Below are 23,676 nucleotides of genomic sequence, written 5' to 3' on the forward strand. Positions count from 1 at the left end.
TAATTTAGGCAACAACGCCATTATTTAGTGGCAATGAGCTCGATTGTTGTGATTCGTATTCACGACCGGGATTTACTCATCGATATGCGCATAAAAAAGAGCTCCTAAGAGCTCTTCAATCTGTTCAGTTTCACTCAAACAATCACTTACTTGTTATGAGATTCCTGCAGTTTTTCCATTACCTGATCCAAGCTAAAGCTCGCAGCTTTTTGACGTGGCGGATATTCAGCAAAGGTTTCTAGGAACTTGCCCACATACGCTTGTGCTGGAACGAACATATAAGCATGGTCTAACAACCAGTCGTAATATGTGTTCGATGTAATGTCTGCGTTTTCGTATGGGTCCATACGCAGGTTAAACAGCTTAGGAAGACGTAACGTCACGAACGGTTCAGCCCAAATTTGCATGGTACCCGTTGCACGCTGCTCCATGAACACCGCTTTCCATTGGTTGTAACGAAGCGCCGCTAAATCACCATCATCGGTAAAGTAGAAGATCTCCGAACGACGGCCTTTCTCTTCTTCACCCGTTAGGTAAGGAAGGAAGTTGTAACCATCTAAGTGAACCTTAAACGTTTTATCACCGGCAGTATGACCTTTGAGTAGTTTCTCTTTGATTTGGTCATCACCAGCGGCGGCAACGAAGGTTGGCATCCAGTCCATATGGTGCATGATTTCGTTAGATACGGTTCCTGGTTCAATCTTACCAGGCCAACGAACCATTGCTGGTACACGGTATGCGCCTTCCCAGTTGGTGTTTTTCTCACCACGGAACGGGGTTGTACCCGCATCAGGCCAAGAGTTCATGTGAGGGCCGTTATCCGTTGAGTAGAAAACAATCGTGTTGTCTTTGATACCCAACTCATCCACTTGCTTCAATAGTTGCCCAACGTGTCGATCGTGCTCAACCATACCATCAGCGTAGTTACCGACACCGGTTACGCCTTTACTGTCGGCTTTCACGTGCGTTCTAAAGTGCATACGTGTCGCGTTCCACCACACGAAGAATGGTTTGTCCGCTTTCACTGCGCGATCCATAAAATCAAGTGCCGCGTCTAGTGTTTCTTCATCAACCGTTTCCATACGCTTACGCGTCAGTGGACCGGTATCTTCAATCTTGCCATCAGCGAATGACTTAATGACACCACGAGGGCCAAATTTCTTACGAAACTCAGGATCGGTTGGGTAATCTTCATTCTCTGGTTCTTCTTCAGCATTTAGGTGGTAAAGGTTGCCAAAAAATTCGTCAAACCCGTGTGCTGTTGGAAGGAATTCATCTTTATCGCCAAGGTGGTTTTTACCAAATTGACCTGTCATGTAACCCATAGGTTTCAGCATTTCTGCGATTGTCGCGTCTTCTGCTTGTAAGCCAATGTCTGCGCCCGGCAAACCTACTTTACTCAAACCCGTTCGTAATACACTTTGTCCCGTGATAAAGGTAGAGCGACCCGCAGTACAAGATTGCTCTGCGTAATAGTCCGTAAACATCATCCCTTCTTTCGCGATGCTATCAATATTCGGGGTTTTGTAACCCATGAGACCGAAGGTGTATGCACTCACATTGGATTGACCAATATCGTCCCCCCAAATAACCAATATATTTGGCTTTTCAGCCGCAAAAGTGGCGCTGGACGCGGCCATCATCGCTGTACCCAAAATCGCTAATCGACGTTTAGCGCCATATTTCGCTGTCATAGAAACCTCTTCGTAAGTTATTTGCATCCTGCCCTACAACGTATAGTCCATTTTTTACACATGCGCGAGATTCCCTAAGCTATTAATCTTTTTGTCATTTTTATTGAGATACGGATACAGAAATCATCGATAAGGTTTACGCCAACAAACATGATAAGGATCACACATACAAACTAAGGCTTTATTCTACGTACCCACTGGAGCTGATATTAATCAATAGGTTACCTAAGCATCATAACGATTGGTTATAAGCACTATAAAAGGACGTAACGGAATTTTGAGAATAACATTTGCTCATCGATGCGTTGTTCTAACGCATTAATCTTAAAAGTGAATCGGAGTCCTTATGGGTACTAAAATTAATAAACTAGCATTAGGTGTTGGCTTATTAGCAGCTTCTTCAGCGGCAACAGCAGCAGAAAAACCAAACATTCTTGCTATCTGGGGTGATGACATTGGTGTATTCAACATCAGTGCATACAACAACGGTATGATGGGTTACGAAACACCTAACATCGACCGTATTGCTAACGAAGGCGCACTATTTACTGACCACTACGGTCAACAATCGTGTACTGCTGGTCGTGCTGCATTCCTAACAGGTCAAGAACCTTTCCGTACTGGTCTATTGACTATCGGCATGCCAGGTTCGGACCACGGTATCCCTGATTGGGCTCCAACGATCGCAGACCTTCTTAAAGAACAAGGCTACATGACAGCTCAGTTCGGTAAGAACCACATGGGTGACCAAGACAAACACCTTCCAACGAACCACGGTTTTGACCAGTTCTTCGGTAACCTGTACCACCTAAACGCCGAAGAAGAGCCAGAAACATATTACTACCCTAAAGACCCAGAGTTCCGTAAGAACTACGGCCCTCGTGGTGTAATCAAGTCTACTGCTGACGGTAAGATTGAAGATACTGGCCCAATGACGCGTAAGCGTATGGAGCATGCGGATGAAGAGTTCCTAGAAGAATCTCTAGCATTCATGGAAAAAGCGGTAAAAGCTGACAAACCATTCTTCATCTGGCACAACACCACTCGTATGCACGTGTGGACTCGCCTACAAGAGAAATACCAAGGTAAGTCAGGTATCAGTATTTATGCTGATGGTATGTTAGAGCATGATGACCATGTTGGTGTGCTTCTAGACAAGCTGGATGAACTAAAAATCGCTGACAACACTATCGTAATTTACTCTACCGATAACGGTGCTGAAACGGTTTCTTGGCCTGATGGCGGCGCAACTTACTTCCACGGTGAGAAAGGTACAACTTACGAAGGTGGTATGCGTGTGCCTCAGCTAGTTCGCTGGCCTGGGACTATCAAACCTGGAACTAAAATCAACGATATCATGGGCCACCAAGACTGGATTCCTACTCTACTAGCAGCCGCTGGTGATGATAAAGTGGTTGAGAAGCTAGCATCTGACAAAGGTGCAACTTACAACGGTAAAAACTGGCGCGTACACCTAGATGGTTACAACTTCCTGCCTTACTTCCAAGGTAAAGAAGAGAAAGGCCCTCGTGACAGCATGCTTTACTTCTCTGCTAACGCTGAGCTAAACGCAGTACGTTGGAATGACTTCAAGATTTCGTTTGCTGTGATGGATGGTAACATTGTGGATGCAGTTCGTTTCCAACCAAACTGGCCTCAAGTTGTTCACCTACGTGCTGACCCATTCGAGAAAGCACCGCACGAGTCTGGTATGTACCTACGCTGGATGGCAGACAACATGTGGTTATTCGTTCCAGTAGGAAATCAGGTTCAAGAGTTTATGACGACGCTACCAGATTACCCTATGCAGAATAGCCAAGTACTGAACCCAGGTAACTTCAACCAGAATGCATACATGCTTCAAGGTAAACTTAAGCAATTAGAAGCGGCAGCTGCGCAAGCTAAATAAGCTACTCTAGATTAAAAATGTAATAACGAAGCCGTGGTGACTGAATGCAGTGACCGCGGCTTTTTAGTATCCAATACAAATAACATAAGACGCGAACCGCCAACTAGTACAATTCACACCCAACCTACCCTCTCATTTTTCAAAAATAAAAACTCACACTAGTCAATGTGAACCTTAATATATGACCGTTGCGTTAAGATTTCGCAAATTTTTTCAAATCCTTATGACATGACTTGAATTGGAGTTCTTACCATGCGATTGTAGTTCAACTGCCCATAAACAACTGTATGATTATGAAAACATTAAAATCCATCGCGCTGCTTTCCACAATTATCGCAGCGCCACAAGTGTTAGCTGACGTAACAATTGAAGTTCCTTCTAGCGCAGATGCTTTAGTCGAAGTCTTAGCTGTAAATGAAGCTAAACCCGATCTCGACGGTGGTTTCTTCTCTTCGAGCAAAACGATCACCGTTCCAGATGGCGTAAACCAAATCGTTTTCAAATATCAACTGGCTTTCAGCCAAGGTAACGACCGAGAGTTTGTCGATAGCGATACCATTATTGCTACTTTTGATGCGACAGACACAGCATTGACGTTTGACATGCCTAAGTTCCGTAACACCAACGAAGCGAAAAAAGGCCTTCAAAACTTAGATTGGAAACTGGTTGATAAAAACCAAAATGCAATCAGTGTTAAGCAAGACAAACTTATCAAAGATGGCATGCAGATTGGTCGTAAGTACCCACAAGAAGCGAAGGAGTACAACCAGAAAGGCGGCATCGCTGCACTTACAGTAGGTGCTAGCGCGGGCGTAGCAGCTGCTGTCGCACAACCGGTAACGCTTCCAGCAAAGATTGACGGAAATGCAGCAAATACAGCTGAAGAGATGCTCTATTTCTGGTACGAAAAAGCGGATGCTGAAACCAAGCAGAAATTCAAAGACTACGTGAACAAATAGCTCAATGAGCTTAATTTAAAAACGAAAGAAGCTGGCGCACTGCCAACTTCTTTTTTGTCTTCATCTAGATGATTTAGGCTTATAGAGATTAAGCAGACTCAGTCGATAACACTTTTCCATCTACTTTTGTTGGCCACCCTAGCGCTTTGTATTCAGCTGCTAGTAAATGGGCACAGCGGCTAGAAATTCTGGTCAAAATCAGCTTTAGCTAAGTAACCTTGAACAAGCTCTCGATATTGCTGCTTCAATGGCGCTTCAATAAAGCTCGCGTCTATCGCATTCAAACTAAACAGCGCTAACTCCTGATGCGTCATCTCATGAGCTTTGCTCACCGCATTAAAGTTATCCGACATGTAACCACCAAAGTATGCAGGGTCGTCCGAGTTAATCGTCACCGCTACGCCTCGTCTTAACAGCTCAACAATATTGTGGTCTTCCATCTCATCGAATACACGCAATTTAATATTAGACAGTGGGCACACGGTCAGCGGCATTTTGGTTTCAATCAATTCGGCTATCAGAACTTCGTCGGTCATACACTGCACACCATGATCCACTCGACTCACGCTGAGCATTTCAATCGCATCGACAATGTTTTGAGCCGGCCCTTCTTCTCCTGCATGCGCCACCGTCAAGAAGCCCGCTTGTTTTGCTTGTTGGAATACACGCTTGAACTTCTCTGGTGGGTGTCCTAATTCAGAAGAGTCCAGTCCAACCCCGACGATCTTATCTTGATGCTTCAATACCTCTGCGAACGTTTGAATGGCGCTCTCTTCAGATAAATGGCGCAGAAAACATGCGATGATTTGAGAGGTAATGCCCAACTCTTTATGACCCTGTTCAAGCGCACGATGAATGCCGTTAATAGCGGTGTCGAATGCAATGCTACGATCGGTATGTGTCTGAGGATCAAAGAAAATCTCAGTATGGATAACATTGTCGGCTTTACAGCGTTCTAGATAAGCCCATGTTAAGTCGTAGAAATCCTGTTCTGTGCGCAGTGCATCAGCACCTTGATAATAGATATCCAGAAATGACTGTAAATCATCAAATTCGTATGCGCGTCTTAGTTGCTCTGGGGATGAATAAGGCAGCTCAATGCCATTGCGTTGAGCAAGCTGGAAAAGTAACTCAGGTTCGAGCGAACCTTCAATGTGTAAATGCAACTCTACTTTTGGGAGCCCTTGAATAAATGCGTTCATATTTCACCTACTATGGATTTTAGGTGTGCACTTACTCTGAATAATAGACAGGAGGTTTTCTTGAACGCCATTACAAAGAGTAAGAACACAATTGTGATCTAAACCCTTCGTAATCAGCACTTTGCGGGAGCTGGTAGAGACCCCCAAACCATATCATTGGGGTTATACGAAGCAAACGGTTGCTACTATACAGAGTTTAATGGGAATTTCACTAATCAATTGCTCATTAACCGATTTCTAAAGCAGGAACCTGTTTGGTTCGATCTCAACGGTAATCTGGTCGTATTCTCGACATCAGCAACATATCGATGTACTTACCCGCTTTGAACGTACTGAGTCTTTTTGTGCCTTCTAACTGAAAGCCTACACGTTCATACAAAGCAATAGCGGCGTGGTTATCGGCATGAACCTCTAACTCAAGACGCACGAGATTAAGCCAGTTATCCGCCTGATTGATCGCTTCTTGCATTAACGCCTTACCGACCCCTTTACCATGCATATCTGGGTGAATAGCAATACCAAGACCAGCGCAGTGCCTGTCTCTTACCTTGGTGGTCATGAATAAAGTAATGTGACCCACTACTTTGCCGGAGACTTCCGCAACCAGAGTGAAATGGTCTGAATGACCAAACAGTCGCTCCACTTGTTCAGAACTAAGATAAGGCTTTTGTGAGGTGTTTTCTGAAACTGAAGGGCGGCGATAAATATCGAAAACATCTTGGCTATCCGTTGCTTCTAAATGTCTAATTTGTATTTCCAAAGCGCTTCCTTATCCTATTATTTCTATCCATAAGCTAATTTTCATATTACGGATAGCAACGGGAACCTACAACCTTTAAAGGTGTAAGTGCCCGAAATAATTAAACAAATAGTAAGACTGAACTTAAACTTCTGCTTTGATGAGTATTTTTAAAATAGTGTGAATATCAGAATTTATAATCCACACCCACACTCGCTAATACTTGCTCGGAGTTATAGAAATCGATATTAGAATCTATGCATCTTAAACCCAGTAAAGTAATGAACGCCCAATCTTTATAGCCCATCAAACCACCAAACTCATAAGCTAAGAATGCACCGAATTCATTCTCTTCACGTACTTGCCCGTAAATTGGATTCGACTCATCATATTCACGATCACTTGCATCTAGGGTGACAACAAAACCATGACGACCGATTCTCTTCGCGTAGTTTAATTCAATACCATAACTATCGAAGCTGAGTGCTCCTCCTTCTGCGTCTGAGTGGAAATACACCATTGAAGGAACAAATAGACCTGCGTGGTTTGGTAAGATAAAGCGGTATCCTGCTTTGGCGTACACATAGGTTCTTTCCCTATCCAGCAGCACAGTATCTTCCGGAGATAAGCCTTGGCTACCAGATAGCTCTTCATCAACATCTGATTGCCCAAATGCGAGATCCGTTCGAAAACCAGTTCCACCGATATTAGTGAGCTGCAGTCGTCCTACATTACCTTTCACATCCGTTTCATTTCGATTAACGCCAACAGCATACGGATCCGTCCAAGCCTTACCCGAGATAAGCGTAGGAATAACAGAAAAATCCAATATGGTGCCACCAGAAAGTTGATATCGATAACCGATCTCAAACGCAATGGTACCTGTTGCAATATCCTCTCGTGTCGTACCCGCATACACTTGGTGAGTCAGCGATTCGCCAAAAGTATATTGAACAGTACCCAAAAAGCCGAGTAGCCCTTGGTTTTCACTCTCCCCTTCCTGGGTGTTGGTGGCTTGATTCGAATCTTGTTCAGTACTCAAATTACTACTGTCAGAGTAGAAACCGGCCAATACACTGAAGTTACCGCTGAAGCCTTCACTTGGAGCAAGGCCACTGTATGCAGGCATTGAAGCCAATGCAGAAAAGACTACTGGTAAAACAAACCTCATATTCACATCCATTACTTGAATAATCACCAAATAACTATAAGCATCAAATAACTATAAGCATCAAATAACTATAAGCATCAAAATGGAATTATAACAAGCATTTAACAATATAAGTTTATTCGCTTGACGCTGTCGATATCGCTAACCATTCACTCAAAGACACAACAAATTGATCTATCACGATTGGGCTTTCGTAATACCTCTCGAAAATAACGGACAAAACTCAAAGGAAGACAATATGTTTAATAAATTAATCAAAACCATGTCAGTGCTAGTTGCGACGCTTCTTTTTACGGCTTTTGCTCACGCTGATCACCACGGAATGAAGAAAGATATCGTTGACGTGGCGGCTGAAAACGGCTCTTTCAACACCTTGGTAGCAGCGGTAAAAGCGGCAGGCTTAGTTGAAACATTGAAAGGTGACGGTCCCTTCACAGTGTTTGCGCCAACGGATGAAGCGTTCGCTGCGCTACCAGAAGGAACGGTTGATATGCTGTTGAAGCCAGAAAACAAAGACAAGCTGATTGCAGTACTGACCTATCATGTGGTGCCAGGGAAAATAATGGCGTCTGAAGTGATGAAACTTGATAGTGCCGTAACAGTGCAAGGCGAAGCGGTAATGGTAGGAATTGATCACGGCAACGTGATGGTCAACAAAGCGCAGGTCGTGATGGCAGATGTTGAAGCAAGCAATGGTGTTATCCATGTGATTGATGCTGTATTACTGCCTAAATAATAAAGATGAACACAAATCAAAGGTTCTTAGAGGGTGTGACAGGCTCACACCCTTTTGACGTTTAAATACCAAGTTAAGATCGGTATCAAACTAGCCGAACCTGCCTTTATATAAGCAAGAACCCGGATTACATAAACAAGCGCCCGAATATCAGAAAGGCCGCCATCGATACCACCTTCGTGAAGACCACTACCCAGATGCAGTCACCAATACTAGAGTGCGTCGCTTTCCCGAGTAGGAACACAAACAGAATCAACCCTAACACCCAACCTACTGTTGGAATCAATGACACCAGAGCAACGATAACAGCAATAGTAAGAAGGGATTTAAAATCTGCGACCACGAAAGACATTTTAGAGGCGATGTACATACAACATGCGGTGATTAATGCGTCCATCACAAACGCTAAAGCTTCAATACCCACTTTACTTCCTTCACTGATATTAGTTGAAGTGAATATTATCTCTAAAGAGATGATTTTTCTTGAATAAGAGAACAAAAAGCAGGTGAAAACTGTGTCAAAAATGAGATTACCGTTCGTCTGAAGGCATAGGTTTATTTGTTCGAGTCTTCTAAGCCTTTGACCAGTGCTTCAGACCGAGTCTGATTTGCTTTTTGATAGGCATCAAAGCCATCTTCGCGTTTACCTCCGAACAAACAAAGAAACGAGTTAATGACGAATGAAAAAAATGAGATGACGACAACAAAGAGAGGAAATAACCCCGACACCCCAGCATCTAAGGCAAGAACGCCAACAGCGAAGGACAACATCGACACCAATGTATATAGTTTAGATCTACTCACATGACTCATGAACAACACTCCTTGTATTCATTCAATGTTTAGATTAGACAAATTATCTTGCACACAATTTGAACTCATCGACAATATCAATAGATCAGGAAAAGTTATCCTTAATAAGGTTCATTAATATTTCAAACTCGGTTTCTGTATCCCTAAGAACACGAGTCCGCCTATTCAGCTGCCTTGTCCATCTTCAACTATCTTTTCCATCACGTAATTGGTCAGCTTTACGCCACGCATTTCGACTTCCTGTTCATTTACTACCTTAAAGCCAAGGTGCTCATAAAAAGGCCTTGCGGTAATACTTACTTCAGAGAAATATCTCGATACGCCACGAACTCGACCCACAGTGAAAACATGTTCCATCAACGCTTTCCCGACACCCTTCCCTTGATATTCGTGGTGACAGAAAAAGTGATCAATCAAGCCGTTAGGTTGCAGGTCAGTATAGCCAACAACGAAGCCATCGAGCTCAGCCACAAAGGGTTGTAACCCATTCATACGCTTTTGCCATAACGCAAAGTCAAAGCTACTGGGTGCCCAAGCTTCGACTTGCTGTTGAGAATAATCTCGAACATTCACGTTACGTACGGTATGAAAGAAGATCTCCCACAGTGCTTTGTCATCACTCGCTTGATAGTTTCGAATTCTAACCACAACATACTCCTTTTTGTCTTAAGTCCTTTCTGAGGTGCAAATAAACAGCTGAATCAGCAAGCTTTATAACCTAACAGCCTCAGCTTTAGAACAAGATATCAACGATAAAACACAGCCAACCAGATCGTCACCGTATCTTTATCTGTACCAATAACCTTGTGCTTTTCTCTCGCAGCAATGTTGATGTAATCCCCTTTAGACAAGGTAACAACGCGTCCATCTTCAAACTCGATGACGCCTTGACCTTCTATCACCATCACCCATTCATTCTCATCTTGATCATACCAACCCTCTTCCGGGGAGCTGTGTCCATGCGACAATATTCTTTCAATTCGAACACTGTCGTTGGCAATCAGGTCATTGAATATTTCATTGGGTATTGATGAAGGAACATCATTGTAAATGTTTGGCATTAAGCTCTCCTAGCTAGTATTGAATTGATTAATAATTTGGGCCTTAGCTGTACTGTAAACCTAAGCAGCGGCACTCTTTTTGAAGTAAAAACGGTAATAGCCCACCAAGTTACTGCAGATAAACAGCGCCTCCATAACAACCGCTGTTGGCGAACCAACTAAATAATTGTGAACCAACCAAAAGCTGGTTCCGATGATCATCAATTCTCTTAATCGACGGTCATCTTTATTGAAGGCAGCAAAGGTCTGAAATACGGAGGCAAAGCAACTCAATATGCTGGTCAGCCCCGAATAAGTCACAGCGGTTGCGACCACCGACATCAAGCAGAACAAATATTTAAACTTAGACGAGGTAGAAAAGACGCTCGTCAAATAACGAATCGTGGCAATTGTCATTAAGCTTGCCGCTGTCCACTGTTCAAGAAGGATAAAGTGACTCGAAATAAGAACGCCAGCAAAGAACAGACAAGTGACGATTTTCTTCCTTTCCTTGAATTGGAATGACAGAAGATCAAAACAAATGGCTATCGCGACTAATACTTGGGAAAGATAAAAGGCAGACACGGTGATTCCTTCAATAATAACATTCCGCCCTAGCCGCTTCTTTCACGGTGAATAATCGAATAAAACATACTAGGCGGTTACAACAAAACAGAGCAAACAGCGCTCTAAAGCTTCTATAAAAATCTAAAGCTTCAACACACCACTAATCACAGTGGTCGCAGAGCCGATTAACTTTATTCGCCCATTAGCCAATAATTCAGTCGACATATAGCCACCACGACGAGACGCCTGATAAGCACTGAAACTGCTTTTGTTGAGCTTTTCTGCCCAGCGTTGCGTCAATGCGCAATGTGCCGAGCCAGTCACAGGATCTTCATTAACCCCAACCCAAGGTGCAAAGTAGCGAGAAACAAAATCAAGTTCCGTATTTGCTGCCAATGCTGTCACCACTACACCTCGCCCTTGAATACCTTTTAACGCATCAAAGTTTGGTGAAAGCTCCAATAACACTTGTTCGTTGGAAACTTCGATTAACTGCTTAGAGTCAAATTCTCTGAATGAAACTACTTGATGCGGATCTAAACCTAGGTGTTCAAGCAGCGTGAGGTTGGGTTCAGAACGCAATGATAGCTGTGTACTAGGAAAATCAAGCTCGATAGACGATTCACAAACGGCGGCAGATAATTCCCCAGATAAGGTGTTAAACACGACCTTATCACCTGTCTCAAGCAGTCCTTGTTCTTTCATCACATGAACCGTTGCCAGTGTGCCATGTCCACACAGCTTCACTTCGACTTCGGGAGTGAACCATTTAAGCGTCATAGTGTTAAGCGCGAGAAAAGCCGTTTCAGATACCGCCATCTCTTCAGCGATTGAAAACATTAACGACTCATCCAACGGCTCTTTGGAGATACAGACCCCGGCAGGGTTCCCTTTAAACGCTTGAGTTGTAAACGAATCTACTTGATATATCTCTAAATCCACAATGGCTCCTAAATGCACAACATTTCCCAAACCGGCAATCATGGCTCGTTGGGACATAACCTAGATATTGCTGCCCACAATAAGCACAATCACCTTGTGCTACAAGTCTTTAGCAACAAATTTGTCGATACTTATTGAGAAACGAAACAAATGATAAACAAAACGTTATAGAAGTGTTTTTAGGGATAAAAGAACATTGAACATAAGAGTAAATCGCGATGGCAAAACAAAGGAATAACGACGATTAATGCGAGCGAAAACCCGAAAAAGGTAATCACCGCATCATTATTTAATGCTTAATATTTGCATAATAACTTGTAAGAATGGATATTATGATGAATATTAATTTAAATAATCCATTCACGGACAATAAACTGGAATACGTACTTGTGTTGAATACGATACGACGGAGTCATCCTTGCCTCACACGATAAAGGTTCGGTATCAAGTAGGAGTAGCAAGTTGCTATTTGCATGAAATGCATGAAGTTGAAGTTAAATTAAGTGCCTAAATTTGAATCATGTCGCAAATTTTGGGCTACGATTTAGTTATCACGTACGAAAGGGAATCCGTCAGTGAAAGCGTTTTGCGTATCAATACTTGCGTCAACATCCTTTTTGGCTAGCCCTGTATTTGGCCAGCAGCATGATATTTATCTCTACAATTGGGATGAATTTTTATCTGACAGCGTCGTTACCCAGTTGAGTGATACCTACGGCATCTCACTAAAGCAGCAATATTTTTCTGACGAGTCCATTCGTGATGAAGTGCTATTGAGTGAACGACGAGGTGCGTTTGAATTGGTTGTCATTGAAAGTATTAAACTGAAAGCGCTGGCTAAACAGAACTTATTCCACAACCTGAGCGACTTGCAGCAATCCCTTTCAAGCAACTTTGACTCAAGATGGGTGGATGGGTGTGGCGAATATGGAATCCCCTACGCTTGGGGGACATCCGGCATCTTATACCGAAGCGGAAAAGTTGAGACTCCCAAGTCTTGGGGCGCTCTTCTAGACCCTGAAACCAAAACCAGCGGCCGAATCAGCATGTATTATGAGCCTACGGATTTGGTGAGTGCTGCGCTTCTGATGAATCAATTTGAGCCGTTTACCAACAACGAACAAGAACTTCGAGTCGCTTACAAAACGCTACAAGCACAGAAGCCTCACCTTGAAAGTAATGAATACGTTGTCGATTATATTCGTCATCCCGAACACTTAGCCAACATCGACCTCGCCTACGGATACTCAGGTGACAGCTATGTGCTTAATGATGCCGAACCTGAGGCATCTTGGGCCTACACAGTGCCTCTAGAAGGAACAACCTTATGGTTAGAGTGTATGGCTGCAATTAACAACGGAGAGCGATCTCCACAGGCAACCACGATTCTCTCCTTCTTATCGCAACCCGAAATCGCCGCTCAAAACGCAATGGATTCATGGTTTGCAACGCCAAGTTCAAAAGCAAAAGCACTCACTTCTCAGGAGTATCAAAACGATCCCGAGCTTTTCCCGAATAAAGAAGTATTAGATCGCAGCTACCTTTATCAGCCGTTAGAACCGAGTAGCATTCAAATTCGCAATCGTATTGTCGACAGTTTGAGATAACTCATGCCAGTATTGAAGAAGCTCTATTTTGTACTTTTACCAACGCTGACATTTGTGCTCCTGATAGCAGGAATCGTGATGTACAACTTCGCATCAAATCATGCTAAGCACATGTATTTGGACAAGGTGCAATCTGATGTGAACACCGCTTTAGTCGCGGCGGAATACGAGCAGCTCGGCTTGTCCTTACTAGTTAAAGATATCGGTTCTTCGTTGCAGTTCCTCCGCTACATTCAAAATCCTGGCGACTACACGACTCTATCGCTATTGGAAAAACGAGTACTCCGAGTATTAAGCCAGAATCACGTCAATCAATTTGGGCAACGCAATGTTTATATCGTGGACCCTAAGTTCAAATTAACGCTTTCGACTCTCAGAGCCGATCCTTTCGAGGGGCTAAAAATCCCTGACAAGATTTATGAAAGAGTCTTCGACATATACACCTCGTTAATCAGCAAGAAGGAACTCTCCTACGAAGGCTTCTCTTATGTCTCGATTAGTGGCGAGCTCAGATATTCGTATGTTGCGGCAATTGACCCTTACCTCCTTCCTCAAGATAAACGTGCAAGTAGCAGTTTAAATCGCTACATTTTGATTGCTGACGGACCTCTGATACAACTCTCTAGCTTATTAATCAAATACAATGACGATGACAATATTCAGTTCTTAATCGAGCCATCCTCAGACGCTGCCAACATTGAAAATACCCAATTCGTTATCAAATCAATTGAGCAAACCCAAGATAATATCAATGTGCAGATGACCAGCCGACATCTCATCGCGCAAGTAAATATTCGAGAACAAAAGTTCAACCATGAGAAAGCCATCATCGCTAAACAAACCTTGTTAGGTGGCTTTGGTACTCTCTTTACGATCATGTTGATCGTACATTTAGTGGTACGTTACCAACTCGTGCGACCGCTTAAAGACTTACTTCAAGAGATATCGATCGGCGGGCTCAAACTTAGATACTTCAAACGCTCATCAGGGCAAAGTGAAATTGATGGTTTAAAGAACGCGTACATAGACTCATTAACAGAGTTGAAGTTCGAAGCCGAATTCGACCAACTCACCAAGCTAGCTAACCGACGCTCTTTCATCAGACACCTTGATGTACGACTAAAAAGCTCGATGAGCCCACACTGCTATGTGGTTTGTTGGGACATCATCGATTTTCGTAAAATTAACGATCTCTACGGGGCAAAAGTTGGTGATAATGTACTGATAAGCTTAGCTAAAGCACTGAAAGAGACACTACAAAACCAACAAGCCTCTTTGGGCTTTAGTTGCAGTGATTACTCTTTAGCCAGACTGGGAGGGAATCAGTTTATCGCGATCTTGGAGATGGGTAAGAACCAAGTGATAAACGAAGAAATTGAGAACATCAACAATACGCTGACCGGCACCACCTTCCTTGACTACTATGGGTTTCGATTATCACTCGCAACAGGTGTTTTACCGCTCGACACGCCAAAGTTCGATGAGATTTGGCACCGATGCATCGATGAAATGTTAGCTAATGCGAAGTCTCATAGTGATGGCGAAAGTCGTATTGTTTATGGCGAAGAGTTGTTACATACCTTGGAACGCCATGACGTTGTAGAGAAAAGACTCTTAGAGTGCTGCGAAAGTGACAACTTTGAACTTCGCTTTATGCCTATTTTTAACGCCAAGACACTTGAGATAGATGGCGCGGAGTGCCTGATTCGTTGCCCAGCCTTATTCGATATCGATGCGGGACCAGAAGAATTTATCCCAGTTGCAGAAAAGAGTAACCTTATTGCCAGGCTCGACATGTGGGTCATTGGCACCGCGATCAAAAGCTATAAAGAGCTTTCAGAACTTCATAAATACAAGGGCACTCTGTCAATTAATATCTCGGCGATGGAGCTCTACAACCGTAATTTTGCCGACAACATCCGTAAAGTACTCGAACGTTATCAAGTGCCACCTGGCAACATTATTATAGAGATTACCGAGACCAGTTACGTGAAAAGTACCAAGCTTACGGTGCAGACTATCGAGAGCCTCAGAAGCTTAGGTTTAAAGGTCTCCCTTGACGATTTTGGTACGGGCTACACAGCGTTTAACCAACTTCTCCACTACCCTGTGGATGAGCTCAAAATTGATAAGAGCTTTATCGATAACATGGTAGACGACAAGGCCGACCGCAAGATGGTCGAATCTATGGTTAACTTAGGCCACTCTTGTGACACGCTAGTCGTCGGAGAAGGTGTTGAGTCGATAGAACAGTATCATTACCTCAGAAAAGCCAACTGTAACCTAATACAAGGCTACTTCTTCAGTCAGCCACTCACTTATCTGGAATTCATCGAGTTTGTTCGAAACCATAACCCGCAAGCAATTTTAAACCCGCAGTCTGTTAGCAGTTCGAGATCTAACGAGCGAATCGTTGCACTCACTCAAAAGCAGTAACCTTAAACCTAAACCTCAAAGCCTCTCTTCCTATTCAAGCGCGGAAAGCCACTATAGCTATAACTAGTAGTAGAACTATCTTCATCAGAGCAGGAGCTCTCTATTGGCTGCACATTGAATGAGGAGGCAAATAAAGAATGGCAAAAGCCATGATAGTGAAGCGGGAGAATGGTGAGCGTACAGTCAACAAAACCTAATGATCTAACTTATCGCTGATGCGGGGATTAACTCTGCATTGTCGTTAGTAGCTCCATCATATCTTTAGAGCTGATGTTCTTCTTATACCTGACTACAGCGTCAATCATCAATTCTAAATTCCCCGCAGAGATATAATCCTTAAGCACGTCATTGAATTTTTCCTGTATCTCATCACTTGTGTACAATTGCTCAGGAATGAAGAATAGAAACTGACTGCCACTACTACGAAACGAGATAGTACTTTCCGGTACCTTTGCCGTCAGGGACTTAGCAGCTGAACTCACCACCAAGTCTCCATATTCAAGTCCATACTTTTGGTTTATCTCACTAAGGTTTCTGATTCTTACAAAGTAAAGGTCGAAATTACCGTTTGTTGGATAGCTGTTCTTAACAAACTGCATGAGCGAGACTCGATTGCGAAAGCCAGTAATGAAGTCGGTAGAATGAAGTTTTCGTTTGATTGCAAAGTCGACGTAAAAAATCGCTCCTGTCACAAGCAGTAGCAACACCAGAAATACGCTGCTTATCTGATGCATCATCACCAACTTGTCGACCATTGTGGTGTTTTCTTCAATAACCGGGCTTTGAAGTCGAAACTTTTCGTTAATAAATTCGACCAGCGTGTTGTAACAAATATCAATTTTCTTCTGCAGTGATTCCTTAGGCAAAGCGCCTTGATTCACCAACTTAATTGAGGATTCTAACGACTTAAACTTTTCAAACTCTGCGGTAAAGTACGGTTTAAAGTTTGCTGAGCGAATAAAATTGGACGATTCAGTGCTGTTGATCAGAATATCAAAACGACTCCAAGTAATGTCATATGCCAACCAAAGTTCATCATAATCAATCGTCTTTGCATGGCTAACCATCAAGAAGTTTGCATACTCTTTGACGAGTTGAAAAACAAACCAAGTGGCCTCATTTTGGCGGTTAGAAAAGCTCTTGTTGATGTCATTAATTCGAGTAACGCTGTAGATATTGACGGATAGAACAACCACGGCCAAAGACAAAACAACGACTTTGATTGCAGCCATAGACAACAGCTTCTTCATAATTAGCCTCTACAGGTGAATATCACGAATCTGCCAAATCATCTTGGCATGGAAATCAGGGGTATTAGTCTCAGGATTCGCAGAGAGTGGGTAAATCAACCAAAACGGGCCTTTTTCTCTCACAGACATAAACTCCCCATTCTTTTTAATCGCAATGATGGGTTCATAGGTATCAAAATCTTCTTTGGGCACCGCAATTTTATAGTCATTCAATGCTACGAAAGTGACTTGCGGTGATATGGGTATATCCATATTTTCAAGCACTGTTTGCAACGTCACACCGCTATAAACGGTCAGACCCTCAACCCATGGCAAGGTGGTGGTAATTTCTGTCTGAGGAAGTGTTAGGAGTTGTTCTCTACTTAATGCATGCTTTTTTCCGGAGTGGTCGAAAACCGTTAACTCTGAGGCTGCAAAAATCGAAAACGAGCAAAGCCAAAGCATCAACAAGAATACAGTTCTCATTCTAAACTCCATTTAAAAAGGTCACTAATTTGAGTCTAGTATAAATTGACCATTTAACTTGTACCGATACCACTCAGATTGATTGGTATCACTTTATTCCGAATGCTCCTACACCTCGCTGTTTTTCAATAACTTCGCCGTTTCTCTGTCTCTTCCATCACCGCTCTCGTTCAGCGCTCCCTACCCGCTTGACGTATTTCTTCTCGACTGGTTAGTAACAAAAACTCGTATTTTACTCTGCGTAAGTAAACCAATAAGCCCTATGAATACGTATGAAACAACAAAATTAACAATAAATATGAGCAAGTCAGTAGCGAGAATGCTGGATGCTGCATAACCTTTAATCGAACGTAAGCAGCTTTAAGAGACTTAATAACGAGTTCCAGTCGTTTCTACTTCACCAGTTGATCTCGTGTATTGATCTTAGAAAGCTTACTCATTTCATAATCAAGGGAATCGAGAATGAGTTTGAATATAAAAAAATTTAACCCCATGGCGACACTTTCTACCCTAGTAATGACGCTGGTCATGTTTCCTGTTTCTGCTGAAGTTAATCAAGAACAATTCGAATTAGGTAAACAAAAAGCTAAAGTGTGTATGACCTGTCATGGCGCTGATGGCATCTCAACACAAGATCCCTACCCGAACCTTCGCGGTCAAAAAGTGGGTTATCTCATCTCTTCATTGAAAGATTACCAGACTCGAGAAAGAACCAGTGGCTTAGCGATTCTCATGCAACAACAAGCCGACACGCTCTCAGACCAAGACATCCGTGACATTTCCTATTTCTATTCTGTGCTCGGCAACGAAGCAGGCTCGCTCAGCGATTCAAATTAAGTCAGCGATTCAAAACCTCTAGGCAAGGAGCCTTGTTATGGAACAAGTGACAACGCAATACAGCATTAAGGTCGTGAAGTACTTCATCATTGCATCCTTAGTGTGGGCGATTGTAGGTATGATCATCGGCGTGATTCTCGCCGCGCAATTATATTGGCCAGTCTTAAACTTTGATTCTCAGTATTTCCAATTTGGTCGACTGCGTCCGCTACATACCTCTGGAGTAATTTACGGCTTCGTCGTGAATATCTTGATGGGGACGTCTTTGTACATTGCCCAGCGAACAGGCCATTGTGACTTGTTCAACAAAAGCCTTTCATGGATGGTATTTTGGGGCTGGCAATTCATCCTGTTACTTGCGGTCATTTCCTTACCCGCAGGCCACACTACCTCAAAAGAGTATGCGGAGCTTGAATGGCCAATCGACTTGATGATTGTGTTGGTTTGGGTGCTGTACGCGGTGTTGTTCTTTGGCACCCTTGCTAAACGAAAGGTCAGCCATATCTTTGTGGCTAACTGGTTCTTTGCTGCATTCATTATCGTCGTTGCAATGATTTTCATCGTGAACAACCTCGCGATGCCTGTGTTGGCGATGAAGTCCTACTCTGTGTTTGCAGGCGCTCAAGATGCGATTGTTCAATGGTGGTGGGGACATAATGCCGTCGGTTTCTTGCTGACCGCTGGTGTGATTGGTATGAACTACTATTTCATACCCAAAGCGGCGGATCGACCTATCTACTCGTACCGTTTGTCTGTGATCCATTTCTGGGGCTTGGTCGGCTTTTACACGTGGGCCGGAACGCACCATTTGGTTTATTCTTCTGTTCCCATCTGGATTCAGAACATCGGCATCGTTATGTCTTTGATCCTGTGGCTCCCTTCTTGGGCAGGCGCGTTCAATAGCGCAATGACCCTCCTACAAAATAAAGAAAAGCTGAAGTCCGACTACATTCTTTTATTCTTTTTCTCAGCAATTCTTTACTACTGCTTGGCAACATTCGAAGGCCCGCTACTTGCTATTCGCTGGTTCAACATGGTGGCACACAACACCGAATGGATAATCGGCCACGTACATTCCGCAGCACTCGGATGGGTGGGAATGTCAGGGATAGCGGTTTTTTACTACTTCATTCCACGCTTATGGGGCCAAACCGAACTTTGGTCACGACGATTAATTAAGTGGCACTTCTGGCTTGCTCATGCAGGCGTCGCCATTTATGCGATTGCGCTTTGGGTCGCAGGTATCGGTGAAGGTTATATGTGGCTCGCTCAAAATGAAAATGGCGAACTGATATACAGTTTTGTAGAGGCTATGGACTTTAAAGCACCTTGGTTGTTCTTACGATTCTTTGGTGGTGCACTGTTTGTTCTGGGTTTATTCCTAATGGCATTTAACTTATTTAAAACCGTTCGTATGCCAGTAGTACATAACGCTAAACACGCCGTTAATGAGGGGGCTTAAATGATGAGTAAAGACTTTACACATTCAATCGTCATTTTAATTTTGACCACCGTTGTCGTCGCTTCCTTCTCTCTGTTGGTTTGGGTAGTGCCAAGCATTGTCCGTGGAGACGACATTGCCAAAGGCAGCTTAGCGATGCCACTCACACCTCTTGAGTTAGCAGGGCGAGACATCTACATCAGTGAAGGCTGTCATGTGTGTCACACACAAATGGTTCGCCCTCTAGAACCAGAAGTGAAACGTAATGGTCGTCCGAACAAAGAAGCAGACGATATCTATGAGTTTCCTAACTTGTGGGGTTCTAAGCGTACGGGGCCAGATCTCACTAACTTAGGAAGAAAATATTCTGACCAGTGGCATGCTATTCACTTAATTGATCCTCGAAAAGTCGTACCGACATCGATCATGCCCGCCTACCCTTGGTTATTTGAACAGACTCTGTCAGGCGATGACATAAGCGACAAAATGGAAACCCTCCGCATACTTGGCGTTCCTTATACTGACCAAGAAATAGGTGACGCCCGATTACAAGTAAGAGGAAAAACCAAAGGTGAAGCTCTGATCCGCTATCTACAAAGCCTTGGTAAAGATACGTCACAGGAGGTATCACAATGAGTGCATTTTGGAATCTATGGGCGGTAATTTTAACCTTAATCTTTTTCGTTCTTATGGTGTCTGTTGTCGTTAAATATTGGCGTAGCAATCACCAAGCCGATCAAGACCACACCCTTGGCACTTTTGATGGCATTGAAGAAAAGGATGCGCCACCGCCAAAACTACTCTTCATTAGCTATGCTATTGCCTTTCTATTGTCTGCTGGCTATTTGGTGCTCTACCCCGGGCTTGGCGAATGGGAGGGGTTAGTCGATTGGAAGCAAAGTGACGACAAACTCAGCTCACCCAGCACAACGTTAAACGAGCAATTCTCTCAAACAACGGAGACCACCCTCGAAGGATTGTCTGGCATACCCGAAATAGTAAACAGCGGACAAATCTTGTTCCAAACTCACTGCGCGGCTTGTCATCGTGACAACGCTCAAGGTCAGAAACACTTCCCTAACCTTATTGACCAAGAATGGCTATATGGTGGTAGTGATGAAGCGATCATTCATTCGATCGCCAAAGGGCGAAATGGCGCGATGCCGGGTTGGAGCGAGATAATGCGCCCCGATGAAGTGGCTAAGGTTTCTTACTACTTAGCTTCACTCAACCAACGCCATACTGATGTTCCAGAGGTGAAAGTCAAAGTCGGCAAAGAGCTGTTTGCAAAATACTGTTCGTCTTGTCACGCCGATGGTTCTATCGCGAATCCGGCGATCGGCGTCCCTGATCTTTCCGATGATATTTGGTTGCATGGCGGCAGTATTGAAGAGATTCAGCACACTATCAACAAAGGCTTGAACAACCTGATGCCTGCGTTTGATAAACAGCTTTCGGAAAACGAGATACTCGCACTGGGTGCTTACATTAGACATGCGGGCTCAGCGCAGCAACAACGACTCGCGAACCTAGAAGCTCAGTCTGTTGAACGTGGAGAATATCTCGCCTATGCCGGTGACTGTGTCGCGTGTCATAGTGCAGAAGGTGGCGAACCCTTTGCTGGCGGGCTTCCTTTCGTGACACCTTTTGGCACCGTCTATTCAACCAATATTACGCCCCACACAACAGAAGGTATTGGGACTTATGACTTTGATGACTTCCGAGCCGCGTTAGTTGCAGGTAAAGGTAAGAATGGTTACCTGTACCCTGCAATGCCTTACACCTCTTATCAATACCTCACCGACCAAGACATGGTCGATTTGTGGGAATACATGCAGTCAATCACCGCCGTGCCACGACGCAATGATGACAACAGCATGATGTTTCCATCCAATATTCGCTTAGGTTTGCTTGGCTGGAACATCGTATTTATGGATACAGACCCTATTGATTATGAAGTACCAGAAGAGCTCAAAGGAGAAATTGAGGATGTCGATAAATGGCAACAAGGGAAATATTGGGTCGCAGGACTTGGTCACTGTTCGGAGTGCCATACGCCACGAAACATTGCCCAAGCGCTGATACCAGAACGTATTTTCCAAGGTAACTTGATTGACGGTTGGAATGCACCCGATATCACGGCCAACGAACTGTATGTTGATGGTTGGGATGAAGCGACACTGACCGATTTCTTACACACAGGTCACTCAGACAAAGGGACTGCTTTTGCGGGTATGGCTGATGTAGTGAAAAACAGCCTAAGCTTGATGACGCGTGAAGATATTGAGTCTATGTCCTATTACCTACTCAGTGGGGACATCAACAACACCATTGCCAGTGATGCCGTTCAGTTACAGCCTAAAGGGTTTGATGAAGCTGCGTATGCCAGTGAAATCTACACCACGTATCGTCAAACCTGTGGGGCCTGTCATGGTGACGATGGTAAAGGTCGCGATCCAATCGCCCCTACTCTGTTGAACAACGGTATTATCATGCACAGCGACCCATTCAATACCATTGCGGTAACGGTGCGCGGCTTGCAACCCACCTATCTCGACAAAGACAGAAATTTCATGCCAATGGCAAGTTTTGAGGATGTACTGTCGGATCAACGCTTAGCTGAGTTAATCACGTTTGTGCGTTTAAACCTTGGCGACAGAAATGAACCGGTCACGGCTGAGCATGTTCGAGAGGTAAGAGAAACACTTGAAGCAGCAGGCTATGCAGGTGGATTACACACCACACCTGAAATGTACGAAAATCGAGATAAGAACATTAACATACGATAGGCGCTGTAGCTGTGCGTAGCCGATTGGCTCAATAAACAGCGAACAGCACGTAACTTTTATCTTTGCTAACAAGCCAAAAGGAGACCACTGTGTCTCCTTTTCTTTTGCCCAAACCCAAGTTTTCGATACTTTGCCATACAACACAATTGTAACTAACTGATTACACAATTAAGCAGAGCTGCACATAATGCGATCAATCTCGCAGAACAAAGATGACACCAAGTGCATAATATGCAAAATTTTCTAAAGATGTACTAAGGACAGTTATGGATACAACTACACTCATCTACGATACGTTGGAAGGCCTATCGAGCGCAAAGCCACAGCAACACGCTCAAATCCGCCAAAATCTATATAACCAATTAGATTTATCATTTGAGAAGCAGTTGGCTTTGTATTCATCAGTTCTTGGTCCAGCAAGTGCTGGTAGATTGACCGATTTGGATAGTGCAGTGATGTCTGCACGCAAGATTGTTGGCTTAGAAAACAGCTAAGCAACCTTTAACCTATCTCAACTTTAACGCTGCCATTGTGCAGCGTTTTTTTATGGACGCTATTTACGATAAGTAAGGTTGGTTACGATAAATGCTGTTAGTTGCGATAAATACGGTTAGTTGCGATAAACGCGGTTAAGAAGATAAGTGCAGTTAGGTCTGTTTTTCAAGTTACACGCATTCTCATTTGGTTAATCTTATGTTCCATTTTTAACAGGTGTGTAACCACAATAATGGCGCTAATGTTAGTAGCACGTTAACCACACATCGGATGGAAGAATCATGAGAGTACTTATTGAATATACACAAACAGGCAAATACCGTGATCATGCGTGGGAAGCATTAACGATTCGTTCAAAAGGCGAAATTCAAGCTGTAACTCCCTCTTATGCGGCTCAGCTTATCGAACAGAACCGCGCCAGCTTATCGACCACTGAAAATCAAGATATCGTCATCCAACCTTAATGGCTTCAAGGGCTACCCCTCCTAGTTCCTTAAATCGAATAGTTCGATGACATAAAAAAACGCTGCATGGGTGCAGCGCTTTCTTGTTTCTGGCGTATCGTATTTCTAACGTAGATAGTT

23 protein-coding genes and 1 riboswitch are annotated in these 23,676 nt (G+C 43.6%); of the genes, 11 read left to right on the top strand and 12 right to left on the bottom strand.

Annotation, left to right across the window (positions count from 1 at the left end):
• Nucleotides 1–146: 146 nt before the first annotated feature.
• Nucleotides 147–1,694, bottom strand: coding sequence for an arylsulfatase (locus tag AB4558_RS11590; protein WP_017060009.1), 1,548 nt, complete (start codon nt 1,692–1,694; stop codon nt 147–149).
• A gap of 346 nt (nt 1,695–2,040) precedes the next feature.
• On the opposite strand from AB4558_RS11590, the gene AB4558_RS11595 reads away from it, so the two are divergent.
• Together AB4558_RS11595 and AB4558_RS11600 are read left to right on the top strand one after the other, a co-directional pair.
• A complete protein-coding gene (locus tag AB4558_RS11595; protein WP_017064704.1) occupies nt 2,041–3,603 on the top strand; it encodes an arylsulfatase in 1,563 nt (520 codons plus the stop codon).
• Between the two features lie 293 nt (nt 3,604–3,896).
• Nucleotides 3,897–4,562, top strand: coding sequence for a DUF2057 family protein (locus AB4558_RS11600; protein ID WP_136974453.1), 666 nt, complete (start codon nt 3,897–3,899; stop codon nt 4,560–4,562).
• A gap of 179 nt (nt 4,563–4,741) precedes the next feature.
• On the opposite strand, the gene AB4558_RS11605 is transcribed toward AB4558_RS11600, so the two are convergent.
• The 3 genes from AB4558_RS11605 to AB4558_RS11615 form a co-directional block, all read right to left on the bottom strand.
• A complete protein-coding gene (locus tag AB4558_RS11605) occupies nt 4,742–5,764 on the bottom strand; it encodes an adenosine deaminase (RefSeq protein ID WP_372073239.1) in 1,023 nt (340 codons plus the stop codon).
• Nucleotides 5,765–5,854: 90 nt separating this feature from the next.
• Nucleotides 5,855–5,954, bottom strand: a riboswitch (purine riboswitch).
• Nucleotides 5,955–6,029: 75 nt separating this feature from the next.
• The gene (locus AB4558_RS11610; protein ID WP_017066469.1) at nt 6,030–6,524 is read right to left on the bottom strand and encodes a GNAT family N-acetyltransferase; all 495 of its coding nucleotides are present in this window, start codon (nt 6,522–6,524) and stop codon (nt 6,030–6,032) included.
• 166 nt (nt 6,525–6,690) lie between these two features.
• The gene (locus tag AB4558_RS11615) at nt 6,691–7,674 is read right to left on the bottom strand and encodes a DUF2860 family protein (protein WP_372073237.1); all 984 of its coding nucleotides are present in this window, start codon (nt 7,672–7,674) and stop codon (nt 6,691–6,693) included.
• 238 nt (nt 7,675–7,912) lie between these two features.
• On the opposite strand from AB4558_RS11615, the gene AB4558_RS11620 reads away from it, so the two are divergent.
• Entirely contained in the window at nt 7,913–8,410 is a 498-nt protein-coding gene (locus AB4558_RS11620; protein ID WP_017064709.1) for a fasciclin domain-containing protein, read from the top strand.
• Nucleotides 8,411–8,537: 127 nt separating this feature from the next.
• On the opposite strand, the gene AB4558_RS11625 is transcribed toward AB4558_RS11620, so the two are convergent.
• The 6 genes from AB4558_RS11625 to AB4558_RS11650 form a co-directional block, all read right to left on the bottom strand.
• Complete coding sequence (locus AB4558_RS11625) at nt 8,538–8,834, bottom strand: hypothetical protein (protein ID WP_017064710.1); 297 nt, start codon at nt 8,832–8,834, stop codon at nt 8,538–8,540.
• A 131-nt stretch (nt 8,835–8,965) separates the two neighbouring features.
• Entirely contained in the window at nt 8,966–9,223 is a 258-nt protein-coding gene (locus AB4558_RS11630; RefSeq protein WP_017069855.1) for a hypothetical protein, read from the bottom strand.
• A gap of 165 nt (nt 9,224–9,388) precedes the next feature.
• On the bottom strand, nt 9,389–9,871 hold the full coding sequence (locus AB4558_RS11635) for a GNAT family N-acetyltransferase (protein ID WP_372158814.1): 483 nt from the start codon (nt 9,869–9,871) through the stop codon (nt 9,389–9,391).
• A 98-nt stretch (nt 9,872–9,969) separates the two neighbouring features.
• A complete protein-coding gene (locus AB4558_RS11640; RefSeq protein ID WP_048608560.1) occupies nt 9,970–10,284 on the bottom strand; it encodes a cupin domain-containing protein in 315 nt (104 codons plus the stop codon).
• Between the two features lie 60 nt (nt 10,285–10,344).
• Complete coding sequence (locus AB4558_RS11645; RefSeq protein WP_372158815.1) at nt 10,345–10,848, bottom strand: YgjV family protein; 504 nt, start codon at nt 10,846–10,848, stop codon at nt 10,345–10,347.
• A 123-nt stretch (nt 10,849–10,971) separates the two neighbouring features.
• Nucleotides 10,972–11,772, bottom strand: a complete 801-nt coding sequence (locus tag AB4558_RS11650; RefSeq protein WP_372158816.1) for a PhzF family phenazine biosynthesis protein — start codon at nt 11,770–11,772, stop codon at nt 10,972–10,974.
• A 575-nt stretch (nt 11,773–12,347) separates the two neighbouring features.
• Between AB4558_RS11650 and AB4558_RS11655 the strand changes: the two genes are divergently transcribed.
• Nucleotides 12,348–13,379: a PotD/PotF family extracellular solute-binding protein gene (locus tag AB4558_RS11655; RefSeq protein ID WP_102393763.1), complete on the top strand. Its 1,032-nt coding sequence runs from the start codon at nt 12,348–12,350 to the stop codon at nt 13,377–13,379.
• A 3-nt stretch (nt 13,380–13,382) separates the two neighbouring features.
• Nucleotides 13,383–15,815, top strand: a complete 2,433-nt coding sequence (locus tag AB4558_RS11660) for a putative bifunctional diguanylate cyclase/phosphodiesterase (RefSeq protein WP_372158817.1) — start codon at nt 13,383–13,385, stop codon at nt 15,813–15,815.
• A gap of 224 nt (nt 15,816–16,039) precedes the next feature.
• On the opposite strand, the gene AB4558_RS11665 is transcribed toward AB4558_RS11660, so the two are convergent.
• Nucleotides 16,040–17,065, bottom strand: coding sequence for a GGDEF domain-containing protein (locus AB4558_RS11665; RefSeq protein WP_372158818.1), 1,026 nt, complete (start codon nt 17,063–17,065; stop codon nt 16,040–16,042).
• A gap of 9 nt (nt 17,066–17,074) precedes the next feature.
• Nucleotides 17,075–17,530: a hypothetical protein gene (locus AB4558_RS11670; protein WP_372158819.1), complete on the bottom strand. Its 456-nt coding sequence runs from the start codon at nt 17,528–17,530 to the stop codon at nt 17,075–17,077.
• A 462-nt stretch (nt 17,531–17,992) separates the two neighbouring features.
• Here AB4558_RS11670 and AB4558_RS11675 point away from each other — a divergent pair, with 462 nt between their 5' ends.
• The 6 genes from AB4558_RS11675 to AB4558_RS11700 all read left to right on the top strand — a co-directional run bounded on the left by AB4558_RS11675 (nt 17,993) and on the right by AB4558_RS11700 (nt 23,556).
• Nucleotides 17,993–18,367 carry a cytochrome c gene (locus tag AB4558_RS11675; protein ID WP_029235248.1) on the top strand — a complete coding sequence of 125 codons (375 nt, stop codon included), beginning with the start codon at nt 17,993–17,995 and terminating at the stop codon, nt 18,365–18,367.
• 37 nt (nt 18,368–18,404) lie between these two features.
• Entirely contained in the window at nt 18,405–19,829 is a 1,425-nt protein-coding gene (gene ccoN / locus AB4558_RS11680; protein WP_372158820.1) for a cytochrome-c oxidase, cbb3-type subunit I, read from the top strand.
• Complete coding sequence (locus AB4558_RS11685) at nt 19,830–20,444, top strand: cbb3-type cytochrome c oxidase subunit II (protein ID WP_017098968.1); 615 nt, start codon at nt 19,830–19,832, stop codon at nt 20,442–20,444. It abuts the gene before it with no gap.
• Entirely contained in the window at nt 20,441–22,597 is a 2,157-nt protein-coding gene (locus AB4558_RS11690) for a c-type cytochrome (protein WP_372158821.1), read from the top strand. Before AB4558_RS11685 ends, AB4558_RS11690 begins: the two co-directional genes overlap by 4 nt.
• A gap of 266 nt (nt 22,598–22,863) precedes the next feature.
• The gene (locus AB4558_RS11695; protein WP_004730426.1) at nt 22,864–23,091 is read left to right on the top strand and encodes a PAS factor family protein; all 228 of its coding nucleotides are present in this window, start codon (nt 22,864–22,866) and stop codon (nt 23,089–23,091) included.
• A gap of 282 nt (nt 23,092–23,373) precedes the next feature.
• Nucleotides 23,374–23,556: a hypothetical protein gene (locus AB4558_RS11700; protein WP_004730424.1), complete on the top strand. Its 183-nt coding sequence runs from the start codon at nt 23,374–23,376 to the stop codon at nt 23,554–23,556.
• Nucleotides 23,557–23,676 lie beyond the last annotated feature (120 nt).

The sequence above is a fragment of the Vibrio sp. 10N.222.51.C5 genome (assembly GCF_041474575.1).
Taxonomy (GTDB): domain Bacteria; phylum Pseudomonadota; class Gammaproteobacteria; order Enterobacterales; family Vibrionaceae; genus Vibrio; species Vibrio crassostreae_C.